At 75.9% G+C, this 17138-nt stretch carries 15 protein-coding genes; 9 read left to right on the top strand and 6 right to left on the bottom strand.

Annotated features, from left to right (window positions below):
* Positions 1 to 6: 6 nt before the first annotated feature.
* The 6 genes from ACIOFR_RS04580 to hemC all read left to right on the top strand — a co-directional run bounded on the left by ACIOFR_RS04580 (position 7) and on the right by hemC (position 6324).
* Positions 7 to 300, top strand: coding sequence for a hypothetical protein (locus ACIOFR_RS04580; protein ID WP_400992383.1), 294 nt, complete (start codon positions 7 to 9; stop codon positions 298 to 300).
* Positions 297 to 707 (top strand): TadE/TadG family type IV pilus assembly protein, encoded by a 411-nt coding sequence (locus ACIOFR_RS04575; RefSeq protein ID WP_400992382.1) that lies wholly within the window; start codon positions 297 to 299, stop codon positions 705 to 707. The genes ACIOFR_RS04580 and ACIOFR_RS04575 overlap by 4 nt, the downstream gene beginning before the upstream one ends.
* 35 nt (positions 708 to 742) lie before the next feature.
* Positions 743 to 1144 (top strand): TadE/TadG family type IV pilus assembly protein, encoded by a 402-nt coding sequence (locus ACIOFR_RS04570; protein ID WP_400992381.1) that lies wholly within the window; start codon positions 743 to 745, stop codon positions 1142 to 1144.
* A 21-nt stretch (positions 1145 to 1165) separates the two neighbouring features.
* Complete coding sequence (locus ACIOFR_RS04565) at positions 1166 to 1657, top strand: hypothetical protein (protein WP_400992379.1); 492 nt, start codon at positions 1166 to 1168, stop codon at positions 1655 to 1657.
* Positions 1657 to 5322: a LysM peptidoglycan-binding domain-containing protein gene (locus ACIOFR_RS04560; protein ID WP_400992378.1), complete on the top strand. Its 3666-nt coding sequence runs from the start codon at positions 1657 to 1659 to the stop codon at positions 5320 to 5322. Before ACIOFR_RS04565 ends, ACIOFR_RS04560 begins: the two co-directional genes overlap by 1 nt.
* Positions 5323 to 5388: 66 nt before the next feature.
* Positions 5389 to 6324, top strand: a complete 936-nt coding sequence (gene hemC / locus ACIOFR_RS04555; protein WP_400992377.1) for a hydroxymethylbilane synthase — start codon at positions 5389 to 5391, stop codon at positions 6322 to 6324.
* 87 nt (positions 6325 to 6411) lie between these two features.
* Here hemC and ACIOFR_RS04550 read toward each other — a convergent pair whose 3' ends face one another.
* Entirely contained in the window at positions 6412 to 6978 is a 567-nt protein-coding gene (locus ACIOFR_RS04550; RefSeq protein ID WP_400992375.1) for a DUF4240 domain-containing protein, read from the bottom strand.
* Positions 6979 to 7083: 105 nt separating this feature from the next.
* On the opposite strand from ACIOFR_RS04550, the gene ACIOFR_RS04545 reads away from it, so the two are divergent.
* Together ACIOFR_RS04545 and ACIOFR_RS04540 are read left to right on the top strand one after the other, a co-directional pair.
* Positions 7084 to 8040, top strand: a complete 957-nt coding sequence (locus ACIOFR_RS04545) for a zinc-binding dehydrogenase (protein ID WP_400992373.1) — start codon at positions 7084 to 7086, stop codon at positions 8038 to 8040.
* Positions 8041 to 8282: 242 nt separating this feature from the next.
* Entirely contained in the window at positions 8283 to 10115 is a 1833-nt protein-coding gene (locus ACIOFR_RS04540; protein ID WP_400992372.1) for a hypothetical protein, read from the top strand.
* Positions 10116 to 10226: 111 nt separating this feature from the next.
* Here the strand turns inward: ACIOFR_RS04540 and ACIOFR_RS04535 are convergent, their stop codons facing one another.
* The 4 genes from ACIOFR_RS04535 to ACIOFR_RS04520 form a co-directional block, all read right to left on the bottom strand.
* The gene (locus ACIOFR_RS04535; protein ID WP_400992370.1) at positions 10227 to 11621 is read right to left on the bottom strand and encodes a S8 family serine peptidase; all 1395 of its coding nucleotides are present in this window, start codon (positions 11619 to 11621) and stop codon (positions 10227 to 10229) included.
* 181 nt (positions 11622 to 11802) lie between these two features.
* A complete protein-coding gene (gene fabG / locus ACIOFR_RS04530) occupies positions 11803 to 12561 on the bottom strand; it encodes a 3-oxoacyl-ACP reductase FabG (protein ID WP_400992369.1) in 759 nt (252 codons plus the stop codon).
* A 43-nt stretch (positions 12562 to 12604) separates the two neighbouring features.
* Positions 12605 to 13792: a thiolase family protein gene (locus tag ACIOFR_RS04525; RefSeq protein WP_400992368.1), complete on the bottom strand. Its 1188-nt coding sequence runs from the start codon at positions 13790 to 13792 to the stop codon at positions 12605 to 12607.
* A gap of 33 nt (positions 13793 to 13825) precedes the next feature.
* Positions 13826 to 14974, bottom strand: a complete 1149-nt coding sequence (locus tag ACIOFR_RS04520; protein WP_400992816.1) for an acyl-CoA dehydrogenase family protein — start codon at positions 14972 to 14974, stop codon at positions 13826 to 13828.
* Positions 14975 to 15096: 122 nt separating this feature from the next.
* On the opposite strand from ACIOFR_RS04520, the gene ACIOFR_RS04515 reads away from it, so the two are divergent.
* Positions 15097 to 15741 (top strand): TetR/AcrR family transcriptional regulator, encoded by a 645-nt coding sequence (locus ACIOFR_RS04515; protein ID WP_400992367.1) that lies wholly within the window; start codon positions 15097 to 15099, stop codon positions 15739 to 15741.
* 70 nt (positions 15742 to 15811) lie between these two features.
* Here ACIOFR_RS04515 and ACIOFR_RS04510 read toward each other — a convergent pair whose 3' ends face one another.
* Positions 15812 to 17113 (bottom strand): phosphotransferase, encoded by a 1302-nt coding sequence (locus ACIOFR_RS04510; RefSeq protein ID WP_400992365.1) that lies wholly within the window; start codon positions 17111 to 17113, stop codon positions 15812 to 15814.
* Between the last annotated feature and the right edge of the window lie 25 nt (positions 17114 to 17138).

The raw sequence follows: 17138 nt of genomic DNA, 5'->3' as shown, positions 1-17138 counted from the left end.
CACGCCATGACCCGGATCAGAATCCCCCTGACACCCCTCCTGACACCGCTCCTCACCGCCCTGCTGCTCCCGCTGCTGCTGCCCGTGCGGCACGGCGCCCCGGTCCTGCGGTACCGGCTCGGCCGGCTGCGCACCGCCCGGGCCGCCGGCGACCGGGGGGCGATCAGCATCGAACTGGCTCTCGCCGTGATCGTCATGGTGGCGATCGCCGGGGCCGTGCTGCTGGCGGTCAAGGCGCTGGCCGACAAGGCGACGGACAACATCCCGAAGGACCTTCCGCTGCCGGACAAAGCGGGATGATCCACCGCCCGCGCCTGTCGCGTCCGCCCGAGCGCGGCGCGGTCGCCCTGAGCCTGGCGATCCTCTTCCCCACCGTGATGTTCATCGTGCTGATGGTGGTCCAGGCGTCGCTCTGGTGGTACGCCAGCCAGGCCGCCGTCGCCGCCGCGCGCGAGGGGGTCGAGGCCGGCCGGGTCCGGGGTGCCACGCCGGCGGACGCGGACGCGCGGGTACGGGAGTTCCTCGGCCGGTTCGACAACCTGGCGCGGTTGGAGCGGGTGTCGCACGACCGCTCGGACGCGGAGAACATGGAGGTCGTCGTGGAGGTCAGGACGCAGTCGGTGCTGCCCTTCGTCGACGGCCGGACCATCACCCGCGCGGCCCGTGCGCCCCGCGAGCGCTTCACTGCGCCGGGAGTCACTCCGTGATCCGGCGGCCCGGCCGGGGTAGCGATCGGGGCAGCGTGGCGGTCGAAGTCGCCCTGCTGGCACCGGTGCTGGTGGCGTTCGTGCTGATCGTGGTGGCGGCCGGCCGGGTGCAGACCACCGCGGGGGTGATCGACGCCGCCGCCCGGGCGGGCGCCCGGGCGGCCTCGCTCGCACGGGACCAGGAGGGCGCCAGGGTGGCCGCCGCCGAGGCGGTGGCCGCGATGCTGGACGAGCGGCAGGTGAGATGCACGGTGGACACGGACAGGTTGCTCACGTACGGCACGATCAGCACCCCGACCGGGGAGGTCGGCACGGTGACCGCGCGGCTCAGCTGCGACGTGGCGCTCGGTGACCTGATGTATGTCGGCAGCGTGCCGGGGAAGACGACCGTGACCGGAACGTTCACCTCGGTGATCGACCGGTACCGCGGCAACTGAGCGGTTCGAGGGGGGATTTCGATGAGGGTCCGGGCCAACCGGACGCGGCGCCGCGGCAGCGGTGACGGCGGTGACGGCGGTGACGGCGGGGCCGGCCGCGACGGCGACCGGGGCGCGATCTCCACGTTCGTGGCGATCACCGCCGCCAGTCTGGTCGTGCTGCTCGGCATCGTGCTGGACCTCGGCGGCCGGCTGCGCACCATGGAGCAGACCGACGCGCTCGCGCAGGAGGCCGCCCGCGCGGCCGGCCAGCAACTGGACCGCCGCGCCCTGCTGGAGGGCCGCGGCTACCAGGTGCTGCAGGCCGAGGCGGAGGCGGCGGCCAACGCCTACCTGGCGGGCCGCAACCTGACGGTGCACGTCGACTTCCCCGACCCCCGGACCGTCTCGGTGCGCATCGACTCCACGTACGACACCAAGCTGCTCAGCCTGGTCAAAATCGACACCCTCCCGGTGCACGGGACCGGCAAGGCCGTCCTGGTGCACGGCGTCACGGAAGCGGAGAACGGCTGATGGCCGCGCGACGAGCCAACCACCACGCCCGCAACGCCGGTTCGGCCCCCGGCGGGCGCAGCCCGGTCCGGATCGGACCGGCCCGCCGGCGGCGTACCGCGGGGTCGGTCCTCGGCGCGTTCGGCGCCCTGACCGCCCTGGTCGGGCTGCTCGGCGCGGTGCCGGCCGTCCTGCTCTACGGCACCCTCGCGGTGATCGGCATGGGGGACCCGGTCGAGGGCGGCGTCGGCACCGTGCTGACCAGCCCGGACGACGGCCGGCTGTTCCTGTGGGCGCTGGTCGCGGTGGGCTGGGCGGCCTGGCTCTGCTTCGCGGGATCGGTGCTGCTGGAGATCCCCGCCCAGCTGCGCGGCCGGGTGGCCCGCCGGATCCCGGCGCTCGGCTGGAGCCAGCGGATCGCCGCCGGGCTGGTCGGCTCGGTGCTGGCCCTGCTCCCGGTGGCCGGCTCGGCCTTCGCCGCCGCACCGGCCCACGTCCAGGCGGTCGCCCCGGCGCAGTTGGCGGCCGCGCCGCAGTACGCGCAGCTGACCGCCGCACCGGCGGCCGCACCCGCCGCCGAACCGCAGGCCGGCTACACCGTCCGCGACGCGCGGCCCGCGGACAGCCTCTGGTCGATCGCCGAACGCCAACTCGGCTCCGGCGAGCGCTGGCAGGAGATCGCCAAGCTCAACCACGGCCGGGTGATGGACGGTTCGGGGGCGCGCTTCGACGCCGACCGGCCGATCCAACCGGGTTGGAAGCTGCTGATGCCGGCCGACGCCAAGGCCGACGACGCGCAGGGCCCGCAGGGCGGTGGGGCGCCGGCCGCCCAGCCGGCCCCCGCCGCGCCGCACGCCGGCGGGTCGGTGACCGTCCACGAGGGCGACACGCTGTCCGCCATCGCCCAGCGCGAGCTGGGCTCCGCCGAGGCCTGGCCGCAGCTGTTCGACGCCAACAAGGGTGCCCAGGCGCCGGACGGCGAACGGCTCACCGATCCGGACGTCGTGGTGCCGGGCATGGTCCTGGCGATCCCGGGCGCCCCCGCGGCCCCGGCGCCCGTCACGCCCCCCGAGGCGCCCGCGCCCACCCCGGCCCCCGCCCCCGAGTCGACGCCCGCGCCGGACCCGGCCCCCGCACCGGCCACCCCGGCCCCCGCGGCCAGCAGCCCGGCCCCGGCCTCCCAGGCCCCCGCCCCGCAGGCCCCCGCGTCCCCGGCCCCCGCCGAGAACGCCCCCGTCCCGGTGGCCGACCAGCACCGCGCCAAGCCCAGCGACGACTACTCGGTGGCCCTCGCCGCCTCCGGGGTCAGCGTGCTGCTGGCCGCCGTGCTGATCGGCTCGGTGGCCCGCCGCCGCGCCGACCAGCAGCGCGCCCGCCGCCCCCGGCACCGGATCGCGCTGCCCGCGGCGCCCGCCGCCGCCTTCGAGGCCGAACTGAAGGCCCGGCAGAGCAGCCCGGCCCTGGACCTCCTGAACCGCGCCCTGCGGACGCTGTCCCGCAACACCGTGCGCGCCGACAAACGGCTGCCCGCCCTGGTCGCCGCCCGGGTCACCCCCGGGCGCACCGTCGAACTCCACCTCGCCGCGCCGGCCGTACCGATCGCCCCGTTCCGGGCCGCGCACGCCCCGAACGTCTGGTGGTGCCCGGAGGACTCCTCCGAGCTGCTCTCCGCGCACCAGGCCGCCAAGGCCTCCTCGCCGTACCCGGCGCTGGTCACGCTCGGCAGCTCACCGGACGGCTCGGTGGTCCTCGCCGACCTGGAGACCGTCCGGCTGGTGCACCTGTCCGGCCACCCCGACGACGCCGGGGACGTGCTGCGCACCCTCGCCGTCGAGCTGGCCCACAGCCCGCTCGCGGACCGGCTCCACCTGCACCTGGTCGGCTTCGGCGGCGAGCTGCCGATCGCCGGGCCCGCCGTCGAACGGGTGCACCATCACGAGACGATGGAGGCCGCGCTGGCCGTGCTCGGCCCTCGGACGGCCAAGGCCCGGGCCACCCTGGTCGCCGCCGACGCGGCCAGCCCGCGGGAGGCCCGCAGCCGCGGTCACGCCGACGAGAGCTGGGTGCCGGAGATCGTCCTGTCGGCGCAGCCGCCGGCCGGGACCGTCCCCACCGAGCTGGGCCGGCTGCTCGACGGCCGCCCGCGGACCTGCTTGGCGGTGATCACCAGGGCGCCCGAACGCGGCGCCGGGCCGGTCGCCCGCTGGACGCTGCCGAGCACCGGCCAGGCCACCCTGCCCGGCCTGCACCTGTCGGTGGAGCTGCAGCGGCTCAGCGGCGAGGAGCTCGGCCACCTCGGCGAGCTGGTCCGCAGCTCCGGGGACACCCGCCAGTACCCGGCGCCGGACTGGACCCTGGACGGGCCCGGCGCCGATCTGGAGCCCGCCGAACTTCCCCTCCCCGTACCGGTGCTGGCCGGTGTCGGTGGCGCCGGGCCCGCTGCCGGGTCCGCGTCCGGCTCGGCGGCCGGGGCCGGGGCGAGGAGCGGCGGTACGGCCGAGGAGACCGGCCCGCGGCTGGTCGCCCGGGTGGTCGGGACCGGCGCCGGTCCGTTCGTGGGCATCGTCCCGGCCGGCCCGGCGCCGGCGCCGGTGACACCGGTGGTACCCGTCGTTCCGGCCGCCCCCGCGGTGCCGCAGCCGTCCCGGCACAGCGTCAACGGCCGCGGGCTGCAGGCCGTCCGCCCGTCCGGACCGGCCGCCGCGCCGCCCGCGCCGCCCGAGAGGCCCGAGCTGCCCGGCCCGGGGGCCGTCCCCGAACCTGCCCCCGAACCCACCCCCACCCATGAGCCCGCAGCCGACTCCGCAGCCGATTCCGGGGCCGCGCCCGCCCCGCAGACCCCGGCGGACCGTCCCGGCGGCACGCGCAGCGACAGCGGCGACCTGCTGGCCATCCTGCGCTCGCCGGAAGCCCACACCCCCCGCACCGCCCCCCGGATCCGCCTGCTCGGCCCGGTCGACGTGCTCGGCGCGGTCGGGACGGCCGAGCCGGCGACCCTCCCGCACCTCACCGAACTCGCAGCCTTCCTGGCGCTGCGCCCGGGAACCGACCACACCGAGCTCGACCGCGGCCTGCACCCGGGCGCCGCCCACCTCGACCCGCACCCCACCGCGGCGGGCCACGCCGTCAACCCGCTGCCGACCAAGCTCGCCGCACTGGCCGAGTGGCTCGGCAGCTCCGCGGACGGCCGCGCCTTCCTCCCCGCCGACCAGGCCGAGGGCTACACCCTGGCCCCCACGGTCAGTTGCGACTGGGACGAGTTCCGCAGCCTCTACCGGCGCGGCATGCGCAGCACCAGCAGCACCGCCGACGCCGCCCTGGCGCACGCCCTCGCGCTGGTCCGCGGCGCGCCGTTCGCCGAGGCCGCGCCCGGCGCCTACGGCTGGGCCGAGGCCGAACGCCAGGACATGCTCGCCGCGATCGTCGACACCGCGCACGAACTCGCCGCCCGCCGCCTCCAGTACGGCGACCACCGCACCGCGGAGGCCGCCATCTTCCGGGCGCTGGCCGTCGCCCCGGAGGTCGAACTCCTGCACCGCGACCTGTTCTACGCCTACGCCTCGGCCGGCGCCCGCGACCAGCTGGTCCGCGCCGTCAACCGGCTGGACGCACTCAGCCGCCGGACCGGGCGCCAGCTCGACCCGGACACCGTCGCCCTCCTGCGTGACCTGCTCTCGGGCGGCTGACCGCGCGGGACCCGCCGCCGACCGGCGGGTTCATCCGCAGCGGATCTGACGGTCTATCATCGCGCCATGGCATCCGCTGAACTGATCCGGATCGTGTCCCGCTCCTCCCCGATGGCGCTGGCCCAGGTGGAGCGGGTACGGGCCGAACTGGCCGCGCTGCACCCCGGGATCGTCACCGAGGTGGTGCCCGTCACCACCTCGGGCGACCGCTGGATGGGGGATCTCGCCGCGCTCGGGGGCAAGGGCGCGTTCACCAAGGAGGTGGACGCCGCGCTGCTGGCCGGCGAGGCCGACCTCGCCGTGCACTGCCTCAAGGACGTGCCCGCCGACCGCCCGCTGCCGGCCGGCACGGTGTTCGCGGCCTACCTGCGCCGCGACGACATCCGGGACGCCCTGGTCCATCCGGGCGGGCTGACCCTGGACGAGCTGCCCACCGGCGCCCGGATCGGCACCTCCTCGGTGCGCCGGATCGCCCAGCTGGCCGCCTCCCACCCGCACCTGGAGTGCGTGCCGATGCGCGGCAACGCCAACAGCCGGCTGGCGAAGCTGGACGCCGGCGAGGCCGACGCGCTGCTGCTCGCCGTCTCCGGGCTGGAACGCATCGAACTGCCGGACCGGATCAGCGAGATCCTCCCCGTGGACGTGATGTGCCCGCCGATCGGCGCCGGCATCCTGGCGCTCCAGTGCCGGGAGGACGACAGCGCCACGATCGGGACGGTCGCCGGGCTCGGCCACCGAGACACCTGGCGCGAGGCGACCGCCGAGCGGATGTTCCTGCACGTCCTCCAGGGTCACTGCAACTCGCCGATCGCCGGGTACGCCAAGGCCGAGCCGGACGGCCGGCTGTCCATGCGCGGACGGGTCTTCTCGCCCGACGGCAAGCGGATCCTGGACGCCCACGAGTGGGCCGGCGCGCTGGACCCGGAGGACCTCGGCACCGCCACCGCCCTGGCCCTCAAGCGGCAGGGCGCCCAGGAGCTGATCGGCGGCATCCCGCACTGACGGCATCCCGCACCGACCGCAACGCCGCAGTGACGGTATCCCGCACCGACCGCGGGCCGGGCGCCCGCGGTCGGGCGAGGGCGTCGCTCACGCGGGCCCGCGCGGCGGGAACAGCGCGGTGAGCCGCGGCAGCGCCGCCGGCCCGGCCGCCGCCGGCTCCTCCTCGGGCTCGGGCCACAGCGGGCTGTCGTCGTCCAGGGCGGCGACGGCGTCCTCCAGCCCCTCCTCCCCGGTGGCCCGTTCGTACGCCTCGGCCGCCGCGTAGTCGAGCACCTCCCACTCGGGCCACTCGTCGTTGGTCCAGGTGTCGGGGTGGCGCCCCGCCAGCCGCCGCACCTCCGGGACGTCGGCGAGCGAGTCCGGGTCGGTGACGGCCCGCCGGAAGGCGTCCCGGCCGAGGCCGACCAGCCAGGCCTGGAAGTACCAGAACCCGTCGTCGGAGCACCGTCCGCCCTGGATCACCCGGGCTGCGGCCAGCAGGCCCGGGCCGCCGGCCGGGACGCGCAGCTCGTCCAGCCTGAGCTGGAAGGCGACGATCTCCTCCACGGGCCGCCGGGCGAGCCGTCCGGCCAACCAGTCGGCCCGCAGGCAACCGACCGGGCTGTGCCGGCGGGCACCCTCGATCAGGGTCCAGAACGCGTTCTCGTCGGTCATACCGGCACTCTCGCCGCAGGCACTGACAGCGGGCACTTGACCTCAACCCGACTTCAGGTCGCAGGATGGCGCACCTGAGTGCCGAACGATCAGGTCGGGAGCGTCATGCGTGCAGTGTGGTTGAAGGAGTTCGGCGGGCCCGGGGTGCTGGCCGAGGGCGAGGCGGCGCGACCGGTGCCAGGACCGGGGCAGGTGCTGGTCGAAGTGGCGTACGCGAACACCACGTTCGTCGAGACGCAGTTCCGGGCGACCGGCCGGGGGCCGTTCACGGGCCGGCCCCCGCTGGTCCTCGGGAACGGCGTCGGCGGGGTGGTCGTCGAGGCCGGGCCGGGTGCCGACCCGGAGCTGGTGGGCCTTCGGGTGATCGCCTCCACCGGGGGCTCCGGCGGGTACGCCGAGTACGCGCTCGCCCCCGCCGACGGGCTGTACGCCGTGCCCGAGGGTCTCGCCCTGGACGCTGCGGTCGCGCTGCTGGCCGACGGTCGGACGGCCGTGCTCCAGCTCGACGCCGCCGCCGTCAAGCCCGGTGACCGGGTGCTGGTGGAGGCGGCGGCGGGCGGGGTGGGCAGCCTGCTGGTGCAGCTCGCCCGGGCCGCCGGCGCCACCGTGGTCGCCGCCGCCGGTGGCGAACGCAAGCTGGCCATCGCCCGGGACCTGGGCGCGGCCGAGACCGTCGACTACCGGCGGACCGGCTGGACGGAGCACCTCCCGCCGGTCGACGTGGTCTTCGACGGCGTCGGGGGAGCGGTCGGCCGGGCCGCCTTCGAGCTGCTGCGGCCCGGCGGACGGATGGTCAGCTACGGCCTGGCGAGCGGCGAGTGGGCCGGGATCGGCGAGGACGCGGCGGCGGCCCGCCAAATCACCCTGCTCAGCCCGGTGCCCTCGCCCGGGCTGGTCCGCCGGGCCACCGCGCTCGCGCTCGGCGAGGCGGTCGCGGGGCGGCTGCGGCCGCTGATCGGGCAGCGCTTCCCGCTTGCCCGGGCGGCCGACGCGCACGCCGCGATCGAGTCCCGGGCCACCCTCGGCAAGACCCTGCTGGAGGTCCGCCCCGGCGCCGTCTGACGGCCGCTCCGCTCCGGGCGGCGGCGCCCGAGCGGCCCACGGCCCGTCACCTCCGGCCGGACCGGGCGGATCCGGGGCCCGTCGGGGACGCCGCCGTCCACCTCGTCCGGGTGATCGCGGACCCGGCCTGGCTCGGTCCCGGGAGGACCCCTTAGGGTGGCGAGCAGGCGTGGCTCGGATGCCACAGTGGACAGCGGGACGTCGCGCGGCGGCGGGCGGGGCGGTGACCGGTAGTGGCGGACGTGACGACGACGCCTGGCGGCGGCGAGTGGCGGCCCTTCGGCCTCGACGAGACCGTGACCGTGCCCAACGCGACCCCTGACGAGCCGTTGGCGGAGCGCACCCTGCCGCTCCCCCCGCCGCAGATCCCGCCGCAGCCGCCGACCGCCCCCGCCGCGGCCGCCTCCACCGGCTGGACGACCACGATGCCCGTCCTCCAGCTCCCGCCGCCGCTCCCGCCGACCGCCCCCGGGCCCGCGCCCGTACCGGGCCCCGCCGGCGCGCCGGAGCAGCCCGGCGGCCGGGCGCCGCGCGGCCGGATCCTGGTCGTCGAGGGCGGTTACGGCGGCGGCCGCCGGCCCTGGGGCCGCGGCGGCTCGGGCCAGGCCCCGGTGCTGTCGGCGATGCTCGCCGCCGTCCCGCCGCAGATGCTGCTCGCCGCCGACGGCGTCGACGCCGTCCACCTGCCCGGTGCCAGCGACCCGCAGAGCGTGCTCGCCCACCTGCGGGCGGCCTCCCGGCACCCCGGCCCGCTGCTGGTGCACCTCGGCGGGCACCTGGTCGCCGACCGCCGCAGCGGCCAGCTGCACCTGACACTGCGGGACGCCAAGGCGGGCGAGAGCCTGCCCTGGCAGGCCCTCGCCGCCGAGCTGCGGCACCGGCCCGCCGAGTGGGACACCCTGGTGATCGCCGACCTGAGCGCCGACCAGGCGGCCATGCCGCAGGTGCAGAGCGCGATCACCCCACTGGTCGACGGCGTCCCGCTGTGGGCCGCCGTCAGTGTCGACCCGGAGCAGATCGGCACCTTCACCCGGGCCCTGATCGAGGCCCTGCACGGCGGCCGGCCCGGCCTCGAAGCGGTGCTGACGCCCGAGCAGGTGCGCCAGCAGGTGCACTCGGTGCTGCGCGCCGACGTGGTGACGGTGACGGCGCACGCGCCCGACCGCCCGATCTTCCGCAACACCGCCCGGCAGATCGGCGGCGGCGAGCCGCGCCCGTACGAGGGCCCGCGGCCGGCGGCCGTCATGCCCAAGCCGCAGACCCGGGTGGTCCGGCCGACGGCCCGCCAGCCCGAGCCGCCCGTGCCGCCGCGGCCCACGCCCGAGCAGGCCCGACGGGCCCGGGTGCCGGTCTCGCTGTTCAAGCCGGACGTGCCGCTGACGCCCCGGCGGATCCGCCCGGTCACCCTGGAGAAGACCGTGGGCGACCCGGCCGCTCCGGCGGTCACGCTCGCCAAGACGGCCGCCGCCGCGGCACCGCCGCCGGTGGTGCGGCTCGACAAGCCCTCGGTGCCGGCGGACCGTGCCGCGGGCCCCGCCGGGGAGCAGGACGCCGAGCGGCCCGCCGACGCGCCGGCGGTCGACCCGGTGGCGGTCTACCGCGAGGAGATCGGCCTGATCGTCCGGTTCGCGGACAACGGTGACCACGCCACGGCCGGCGGCCTCGCCCGTGACCTGGAGGAGCGGGCGGTGGCGGCCTTCGGCGCCGTCGCACCGCTGGTGCTCCAGGTGCGCCAGGTCCGGGCGCACGTCTCCCGGCTCGCCGGCCGCCCGGCCGCGGCCGCCGACCTGTACCGCGAGGTCGCGCTGACCCTGCTGCGCACCGAGGGCCCGGACCACCCGGACACCCAGCAGGCGGCCACCAACGCGGAGGCCTGCTGGCGGGCGATCAGGAGCCCGGCCGAGGCGATCGGCGTGGCGCCGGACATCATCGAGCTGCGGGCCCATCTGCCCGGCCCGGACGGCCGCAAGCTGCGGGCCTCCGAGCGCTACCTGCGCCAGCTGGTCGAGGCCAGGGCGGCGGCCGAGGCGCTGGACGAGGGGACCGCGGAGCCGGCTTCCGCCTTCGGGGACTGACGGCGGTGGGACCGACGGCGGTGGGACCGACGGCGGTGGCTGCGCGGCCTGCCACGGGTGCGCCTGCGGGGCGCGGCCCGGAGTGCTCCGGTCCGCGCCCCGCGGCGTGGCTCAGCGCCCGGCGAGCGAGTGCACGAACCGGTTGCCGTCGATGGTGCCGAGGCCGGACGCCAGGTCGTAGCCCTTCGTGGCCTGGTAGCCCGTCACCACGTCCCAGGAGTTGTCACCGGTGGTGACGTCGGTGATGCCGCTCCACTGCGGGGGCAGCGCCGCGAGCCCGTACAGGCGCCAGTTGAGCTGCCCGAGTCGGTGCCCGGCGAGCTGGTCGGCCAGCGCGACGATCCCGGAGAAGATCGGGGTGGCCTCGCTGGTGCCGCCGGTCAGGTGCCAGCCGACCCGCGCCGGGTCGTAGGACTCGTACGTCCAGGCGGCGCCGTCCACGGCCGCGCTCATGCTGATGTCCGGGGTGCCGCGGTGGTTGCCGGTGACCTTGGCGACGCCCAGCTGGTACCAGGGGCGGGGGAAGACGCCGGAGACGCCGCCGCCCGCCGCGCCGTAGTCGTCGTGCCAGACCTTGTCGGGCGCGGTGCGCTTCCCGTCGTTGTCCAGGGTCAGCTGGGTGCCGCCGACCGAGGTGACCAGCGGGTCGGAGGACGGCCAGGAGTTGACCTTGTACGGGTACAGGTCGCTGCCGTTCTCCATCGCGTCGGTCGCCCCGGCGTCGCCGGAGGCGGCGAGCACGGTGACGTTCCGGTCGGCGGCCGCCTGGAAGGCGTACCGCAGGTCGGTCAGGGACTTGAAGTCGCCCTGGGCGAAGCCGGGGAAGGTGTTCTCGGTGGCGCCGAAGCTCTGCGAGATGACGTCGGCCCGGCCGGACTTGATCAGGGCCTTCTCGGCGTCCATCATCTCGGGCAGGCCGGTGACGCCCTCGGTCTCGGCGACGCCGGTCTCCACCAGGACGATGTGGGCGTCGGGCGCGACGGCGTGCGCGTACTCGACGTCGAGGGTGGTCTCGCCGGCCCAGCCGGTGTGCTCCCCGTTGGTCGGGTCGAAGGGCGGGACGTTGCCCCACTTGACCACCTCGACCTGGGTGTCCGGGATGCCCCACTGCTTGTCGAAGACCTCCAGGTCGTGCTGGATGGTCGGGGAGCCGAAGGAGTCGACGATGACGATGGTCCGGCCCTTGCCGGTGACGCCCTCCCGGTAGAGCGGCCCGAGGTTGTACGCCGTCCGGTACTGCAGCGGCGAGTAGCAGTGGATCGCGAGCTTCGCCACGCAGTCCGAGGTCGATATCGGTGCGGCCAGCGCCGCCCGGCTGATGTGGCCGCTGGAGGCGGGCCGCACGTGGACCGCGGCCCGCCCGGCCGGGCCGGCGGCCACGGTGGCGGTCACGGTCTGCGCGGTGGCGGTGGCGCCGGTGAGGGCGGTGGCCCCGACGGCGAACAGCGCCAGGGCGCGTGCGGTGACGGAGCGTCGGGGACCCGCGGTGGCGGGGGTGATGCCCATGGGACTCCTCGGGAGGGTGGGGCCGGCCGAGCCGGCCGGCCCCCATATCCCATCGGCCGGGGAGCGGGCGTTCCATAGTCAGAGCGGGGCCGTCCGGATGGTCCCAGCAGGCCACGCGATGAGGTAAAGCGCAGCCCTGCACTTGGTAACCGGCCTGCTCAGCCCGTGAGCTGACGATGGATCAGCGAGCGCCGCCGTTCACGTAGAGGGTCTGCCCGCTGACGTACGAGGAGTCCTCGCTCGCCAGGAAGGCGACCACCGAGGCGATCTCCTCCGGCTGCCCGACCCGCCGCAGCGGGGTGCGCTCGGCGACCTGGGCCTGGTGCTCCTCGGCCGACGCGCCGACCCGCTCGGCGGTGGCGGCCGTCATCGAGGTGGCGATGTAGCCGGGGGCCACCGCGTTGACGTTGATGTTGAACGGCCCGAGCTCGATCGCCAGGGTGGCGGTCAGGCCCTGGATGCCGGCCTTGGCGGCGGCGTAGTTGGCCTGGCCGCGGTTGCCCAGCGCGGAGCGCGAGCTGAGCGAGACGATCTTGCCGTACTTCTGCGCGACCATGTACTTCTGCGCCACGTGGCTGCAGTTGTAGGCGCTGGTCAGGTTGACCGTCAGGACGGCGTCCCAGTCGCCCTTGGCCATCTTGAAGAACAGGTTGTCCCGGGTGATGCCGGCGTTGTTGACCAGGATGTGCAGCCCGCCGAGGTCCGCGGCGAGGGCCGCGAAGACCGCCTCCACGGCGTCGTAGTCGGCGACGTCGCAGCCGTACGCCCGGGCGGTGCCGCCCTTGGCGGTGATCGCGTCGACGGTCTCCTGCGCCCGCTCGGCGGTGAGGTCGAGCACGGCCACCGCCGCGCCCTCCTCGGCCAGCCGTCGCGCGGTGGCCGCGCCGATGCCCTGGGCGGCGCCGGTCACGACGGCGACCTTGCCTGCGAAACGAGTCACGGAATTCTCCTTGCTGGATCTGGCTCTGGCAGGATCTGGGGGTTCAGGCGTTCTCGACCAGGACGGCGGTGCCCTGGCCGACCCCGACGCACATGGTGGCCAGGCCGCGCCGGGCGCCGGTGCGGCGCATCCGGTGCAGCAGGGTGGTGAGGATCCGGGCGCCCGAGCCGCCCAGCGGGTGGCCGAGCGCGATCGCGCCGCCGGACGGGTTGACCAGCTCGGGGTCGAAGCCCAGCTCCCGGACGCAGGCGAGTGCCTGGGCGGCGAAGGCCTCGTTGAACTCGGCCTCCTCGACGTCCCCGACCGACCAGCCCAGGCGGTCCAGCACCTTGCGGGTGGCGGGCACCGGACCGATGCCCATGACATCCGGGTGGACGCCCGCCGAGGCACCCGCCGCGTACCGGCCGAGCGGCTCCAACTCCAGCTCGTTCAGAGCGTGTTCACTGACCAGCAGCAAGGCGGCGGCGCCGTCGTTCATCGGTGAGGCGTTGCCCGCGGTGACCGTGCCGCCCGGCCGGAAGGCGGGCTTCAGCCCGGCGAGCCGCTCCAGGGTGGTGTCCTCGCGGATGGACTCGTCCTGGGTGACCGTCACTCCGTCCGGCCGCTCGACCGGCAGCAGCTCGGCGTCGAAGTGGCCGTCCTTGCGGGCCGCCGCGGCCCGCCGGTGGCTGCGCAGCGCGAAGGCGTCCTGGTCCTCGCGGCTGACGCCGTACCGGGCGGCGACCTCCTCGGCGGTCTCGCCCATCGACAGCACGCCGTGCAGGTCCTTCATCCGGGGATTGGTGAGCCGCCAGCCCAGCCGGGTGTCGAAGGTCTCCATGCGGTGCGGCAGCGCCTCGTCCGGGCGGGGCAGCACGAACGGCGCCCGGCTCATCGACTCGCAGCCGCCCGCGACCACGATCTCGGCCTCGCCGGAGCCGATCGCCCGGGCGGCGGTGGTGACCGCCTCCATCCCGGAGGCGCACAGCCGGTTGAGGGTGGCGCCGGGCACCGACTCGGGCAGCCCGGCCAGCAGGGCGGCCATCCGGGCCAGGTTGCGGTTGTCCTCGCCGGCCTGGTTGGCGGCGCCCCAGTAGACGTCGTCGATCCGGGCCGGATCGAGACCGGGTACGGCGTCGAGCAGGCCGCGCAGCACGGCGGCCGACAGGTCGTCGGGGCGGACGGTGGACAGTGCACCGCGCAGCCGCCCGATCGGGGTGCGGCGGGCGGCGGCGAAGTAGACAGGGCGCACTTCTTCGGGCTCCTTATCCGGGCGGGATGGTTCTCAGAACGCGCTGACGCCGGTCAGGGCCCGGCCGATCAGCAGTTTGTGGATCTGGCTGGTGCCCTCGTAGAGGGTCATCACCCGGGCGTCGCGCAGCAGCTTGCCGACCGGGTACTCGTCGATGAAGCCGTAGCCGCCGAAGACCTGGAGCGCGTTGTTGGCGGCCCGGACGGCGGCCTCGCTCGCGTACAGCTTGGCGACCGAGGACTCGGTGGCGTAGGGCAGTCCGCGCTCGATGTGGTCCGCGACCCGCCAGGTCAGCAGGCGGGCGGCGTCGACGTCCACGGCGATGTCCGAGATCAGCTCCTGGACCAGCTGGTGGGAGGCGATCGGCGCGCCGAACTGCTCGCGCTCCCTCGCGTACCCGACCGCCGCGTCCAGGCAGGCCTGGGCGATGCCGACGCAGCCCGCGGCGACCGACATCCGGCCCTTGGCCAGTGCGGACATCGCCACGCCGAAGCCCTTGCCCTCGGCGCCGAGCCGCGCGCCGTCGGGGACCCGGACGGCGTCGAGGTGCAGTTCGGCGGTGGCCTGGCCGCGCAGGCCGAGCTTGCCGTGGATCAGCGTCCGCCCGAAGCCCGGCAGGCCGGTGGGGACGAGGAAGGCGGTGATGCCGCGGTGGCCGGGCTCGCCGGTGCGGGCGAACACCAGGGCGACGTCGGCCCAGGTGCCGTTGGTGATGAACATCTTGCTGCCGGTGATCAGCCAGTCGTCGCCGTCCCGGACGGCGCGGGTGGTGAGGTTGGCGGCGTCCGAACCGGTGCCGGGTTCGGTGAGGGCGAAGCACCCCAGTGCCTCGCCGGAGGTCAGCCGGGGCAGCCAGTGGCGCTTCTGCTCCTCGGTGCCGTGCGCGTTGACCGACTTGGCGACCAGGCCGAGGGTGACCGAGACGATCCCGCGCACCGCCGAGTCGCCGCGGCCCAGCTCCTCCAGGACCAGGCAGTACGCGAGGTGGTCGCCGCCGCTGCCGCCGTACTCCTCCGGGATGGTCAGACCGAGGAACCCCAGCTCGGCCAGCTTGCCGACGACCGCGCGGTCCACGGACTCGGCGCGGTCCCACTCGGCCGCGTACGGGGCGATATCGCGGTCGGTGAAGGAGGCGGCCAGTTCGCGGACGGCGGCCTGTTCCTCGGAGAGTTCCAGGTTCATGGCGGCGGACACCTCGATAAACTAGCGCTGCAAGTTTTATCCGGACTCTAACCCGCGCCGCCCCCGCTGCAAAGGGCCCCTGCCAGAATGTCGACCGACCCACCCGACCGGAGGACGCGAGCGTGGCCCGACCCCGCACACCCCTGCTGAGCCGCGAGCGCATCGTCACCGCCGCGCTCGCCCTGGTCGACGCCGAGGGCCTGGACGCGCTCTCCACCCGCCGGCTCGCCACCCTGCTCTCGGTCAGCGGGCCCTCGCTCTACAACCACTTCGCCACCAAGGACGACCTGCTGGACGCGGTGGTCGACAGCGTCATGGGCGAGGTCGACCTGTCGATGTTCGCCGGCGGCGCCCCCTGGCACACCGCGCTGCGCGACTGGGCCCGCTCCTACCGCGCCGCCCTCGCCGCGCACCCCAACGTGGTCCCGGTCCTGGCCCAGGGCCCCGGCCGGCGCCCCAACGCGCTACGGCTGGCCGACGCCGTCTTCGGCTGCCTGGTCGACGCCGGATGGCCGCGCGGCCAGGCCACCCGGATCGGCGCGCTGATGCGCTACTTCATCACCGGCTCGGCGCTCGGCTCGTTCGCCGCGGGCTTCCCCGAGGACGCCAAGCTCTACGCCGCCGACTACCCGCACCTCGGCGAGGCCCACCTGCTGGCGGAGCACCGGCGACGGATCGACGAGGGCGCCTTCGAGACCGGCCTGGAGGCCCTGCTCGACGGCCTCGACCTGCGCTTCCGGCGGCTGGACGAGGCCGCGTCGGACTGACGGCGGCCCGTGCCGGGTGGTTGCCTGTCCGGGCGATGGCGGATCCGGGTGGTGTGACAGTCGGGAGGCGCTACAGCCGGGTGGACGACGCCAGGGCCGCCCGGATCTCCGAGGCGGGGTCGCCCTCGTGGTAGATCCGCTCGCCGGCCTCGATCCCGTCCAGGAACTCCTGGTACCGCACGGCGTACGACACGTGCATCAGCGGCTCGGCGAGCACCAGCGCCCGCCGCGGATCGCTGCCGGGGACCAGCCCGGACCAGGCGCGCACCCAGGCGTCCCGGACGTCCGCCCACCGCGCGGAGCCGAGGAAGTCGCGGGGGCGCAGCCCGTCGAGGGCCGGGTGCCCGAGGTGTGCGTCCGAGAAGTCGACGGCCACCGTCCGCCGGCCGTCGGAGCGCCAGTTGCCGGGGTGGAAGTCGCCGTGCAGCACCGTCACCGGCAGGCCGCAGGCGTCCAACCGCTCGACCAGCAGGGGAAGTTCGTCGGCGAGCCGGTCGGCGGCGGCACGCTCGGGGTTGGTCAGGCCGGTGGTCGCGCCGGTGGTCGGGCCGGTGGTCAGCAGCTCCCGGAACCGGCCGACCAACGCGTGCGGGGAGCGGTCCGGAAGGCCGGGGATCGCGGGCCCGCCGGCCAGCGCAGCCTGCGCCGCGGCCCAGCGGCCCACCACGGCCAGCATCGCGTCCTGCGGTACGCCCCAGCAGTCCTCGCCGGGGACGTGCTCCAGCAGGATCCGCCGCCCGTCCGATCCCAGCACCACCGGGACCAGCCCCGGGTCGACGGCGCCGAAGGCGGCGATCACCGAGGCCTCGTCCACCGCGAACCGGGGGGTGGTCTTCAACCAGGCCGGCCCCGCCGCGGTCGGGATCCGGAACAGACCGGAGAGGTTCCAGCTCTTCACCTGCGCCACCGGTCCGGTCGCCGGGCGACCGCGGTCGGCGAGCGTCCGGCCGGCCCAGTCCAGGGCCGAGCGCAGCCCGTCCGGGGTGGCCCAGTCGGCCCGCAGCGGGTCCTCCGCGGTCGGCGCGCCGGTCGGCGTACCGGTCGGGGCGTCGGTCGGGGCGTCGGTCGGGGCGTCGGCATCGGTGGGGGTGGCACCGGTCGGGGCACCGGCGCCCGTGGCGGCGGGCCGGTCCGGGCGGCTCAGCGCCTCGGCGTGGTACGTCACCAGTCCGCCGCGGGGCGGCTCGCCGCCCTCCACCGAGAGCAGCCGCAGCACCATCACCGGCACGCCGTACGCGCGCTCCAGACGGACCGTCACCTCCTCGACCTCCGGCCACCGGGCGGACTCCACCGGGAACGGACCGACCACCCCGAACCGCTCGCCCCGATGCGTCACCAGCACCCTCACGGTGCGCCCCGCCGTCTCCGTCACCGGGGCATTCTCGGCCGCACCGGAG

This window comes from Kitasatospora sp. NPDC088346, from assembly GCF_044740765.1.
Classification (GTDB): domain Bacteria; phylum Actinomycetota; class Actinomycetes; order Streptomycetales; family Streptomycetaceae; genus Kitasatospora.
The sequence above is the reverse complement of the archived record's forward strand: the minus strand, read 5'-3'. Positions and strand labels throughout refer to the sequence as shown.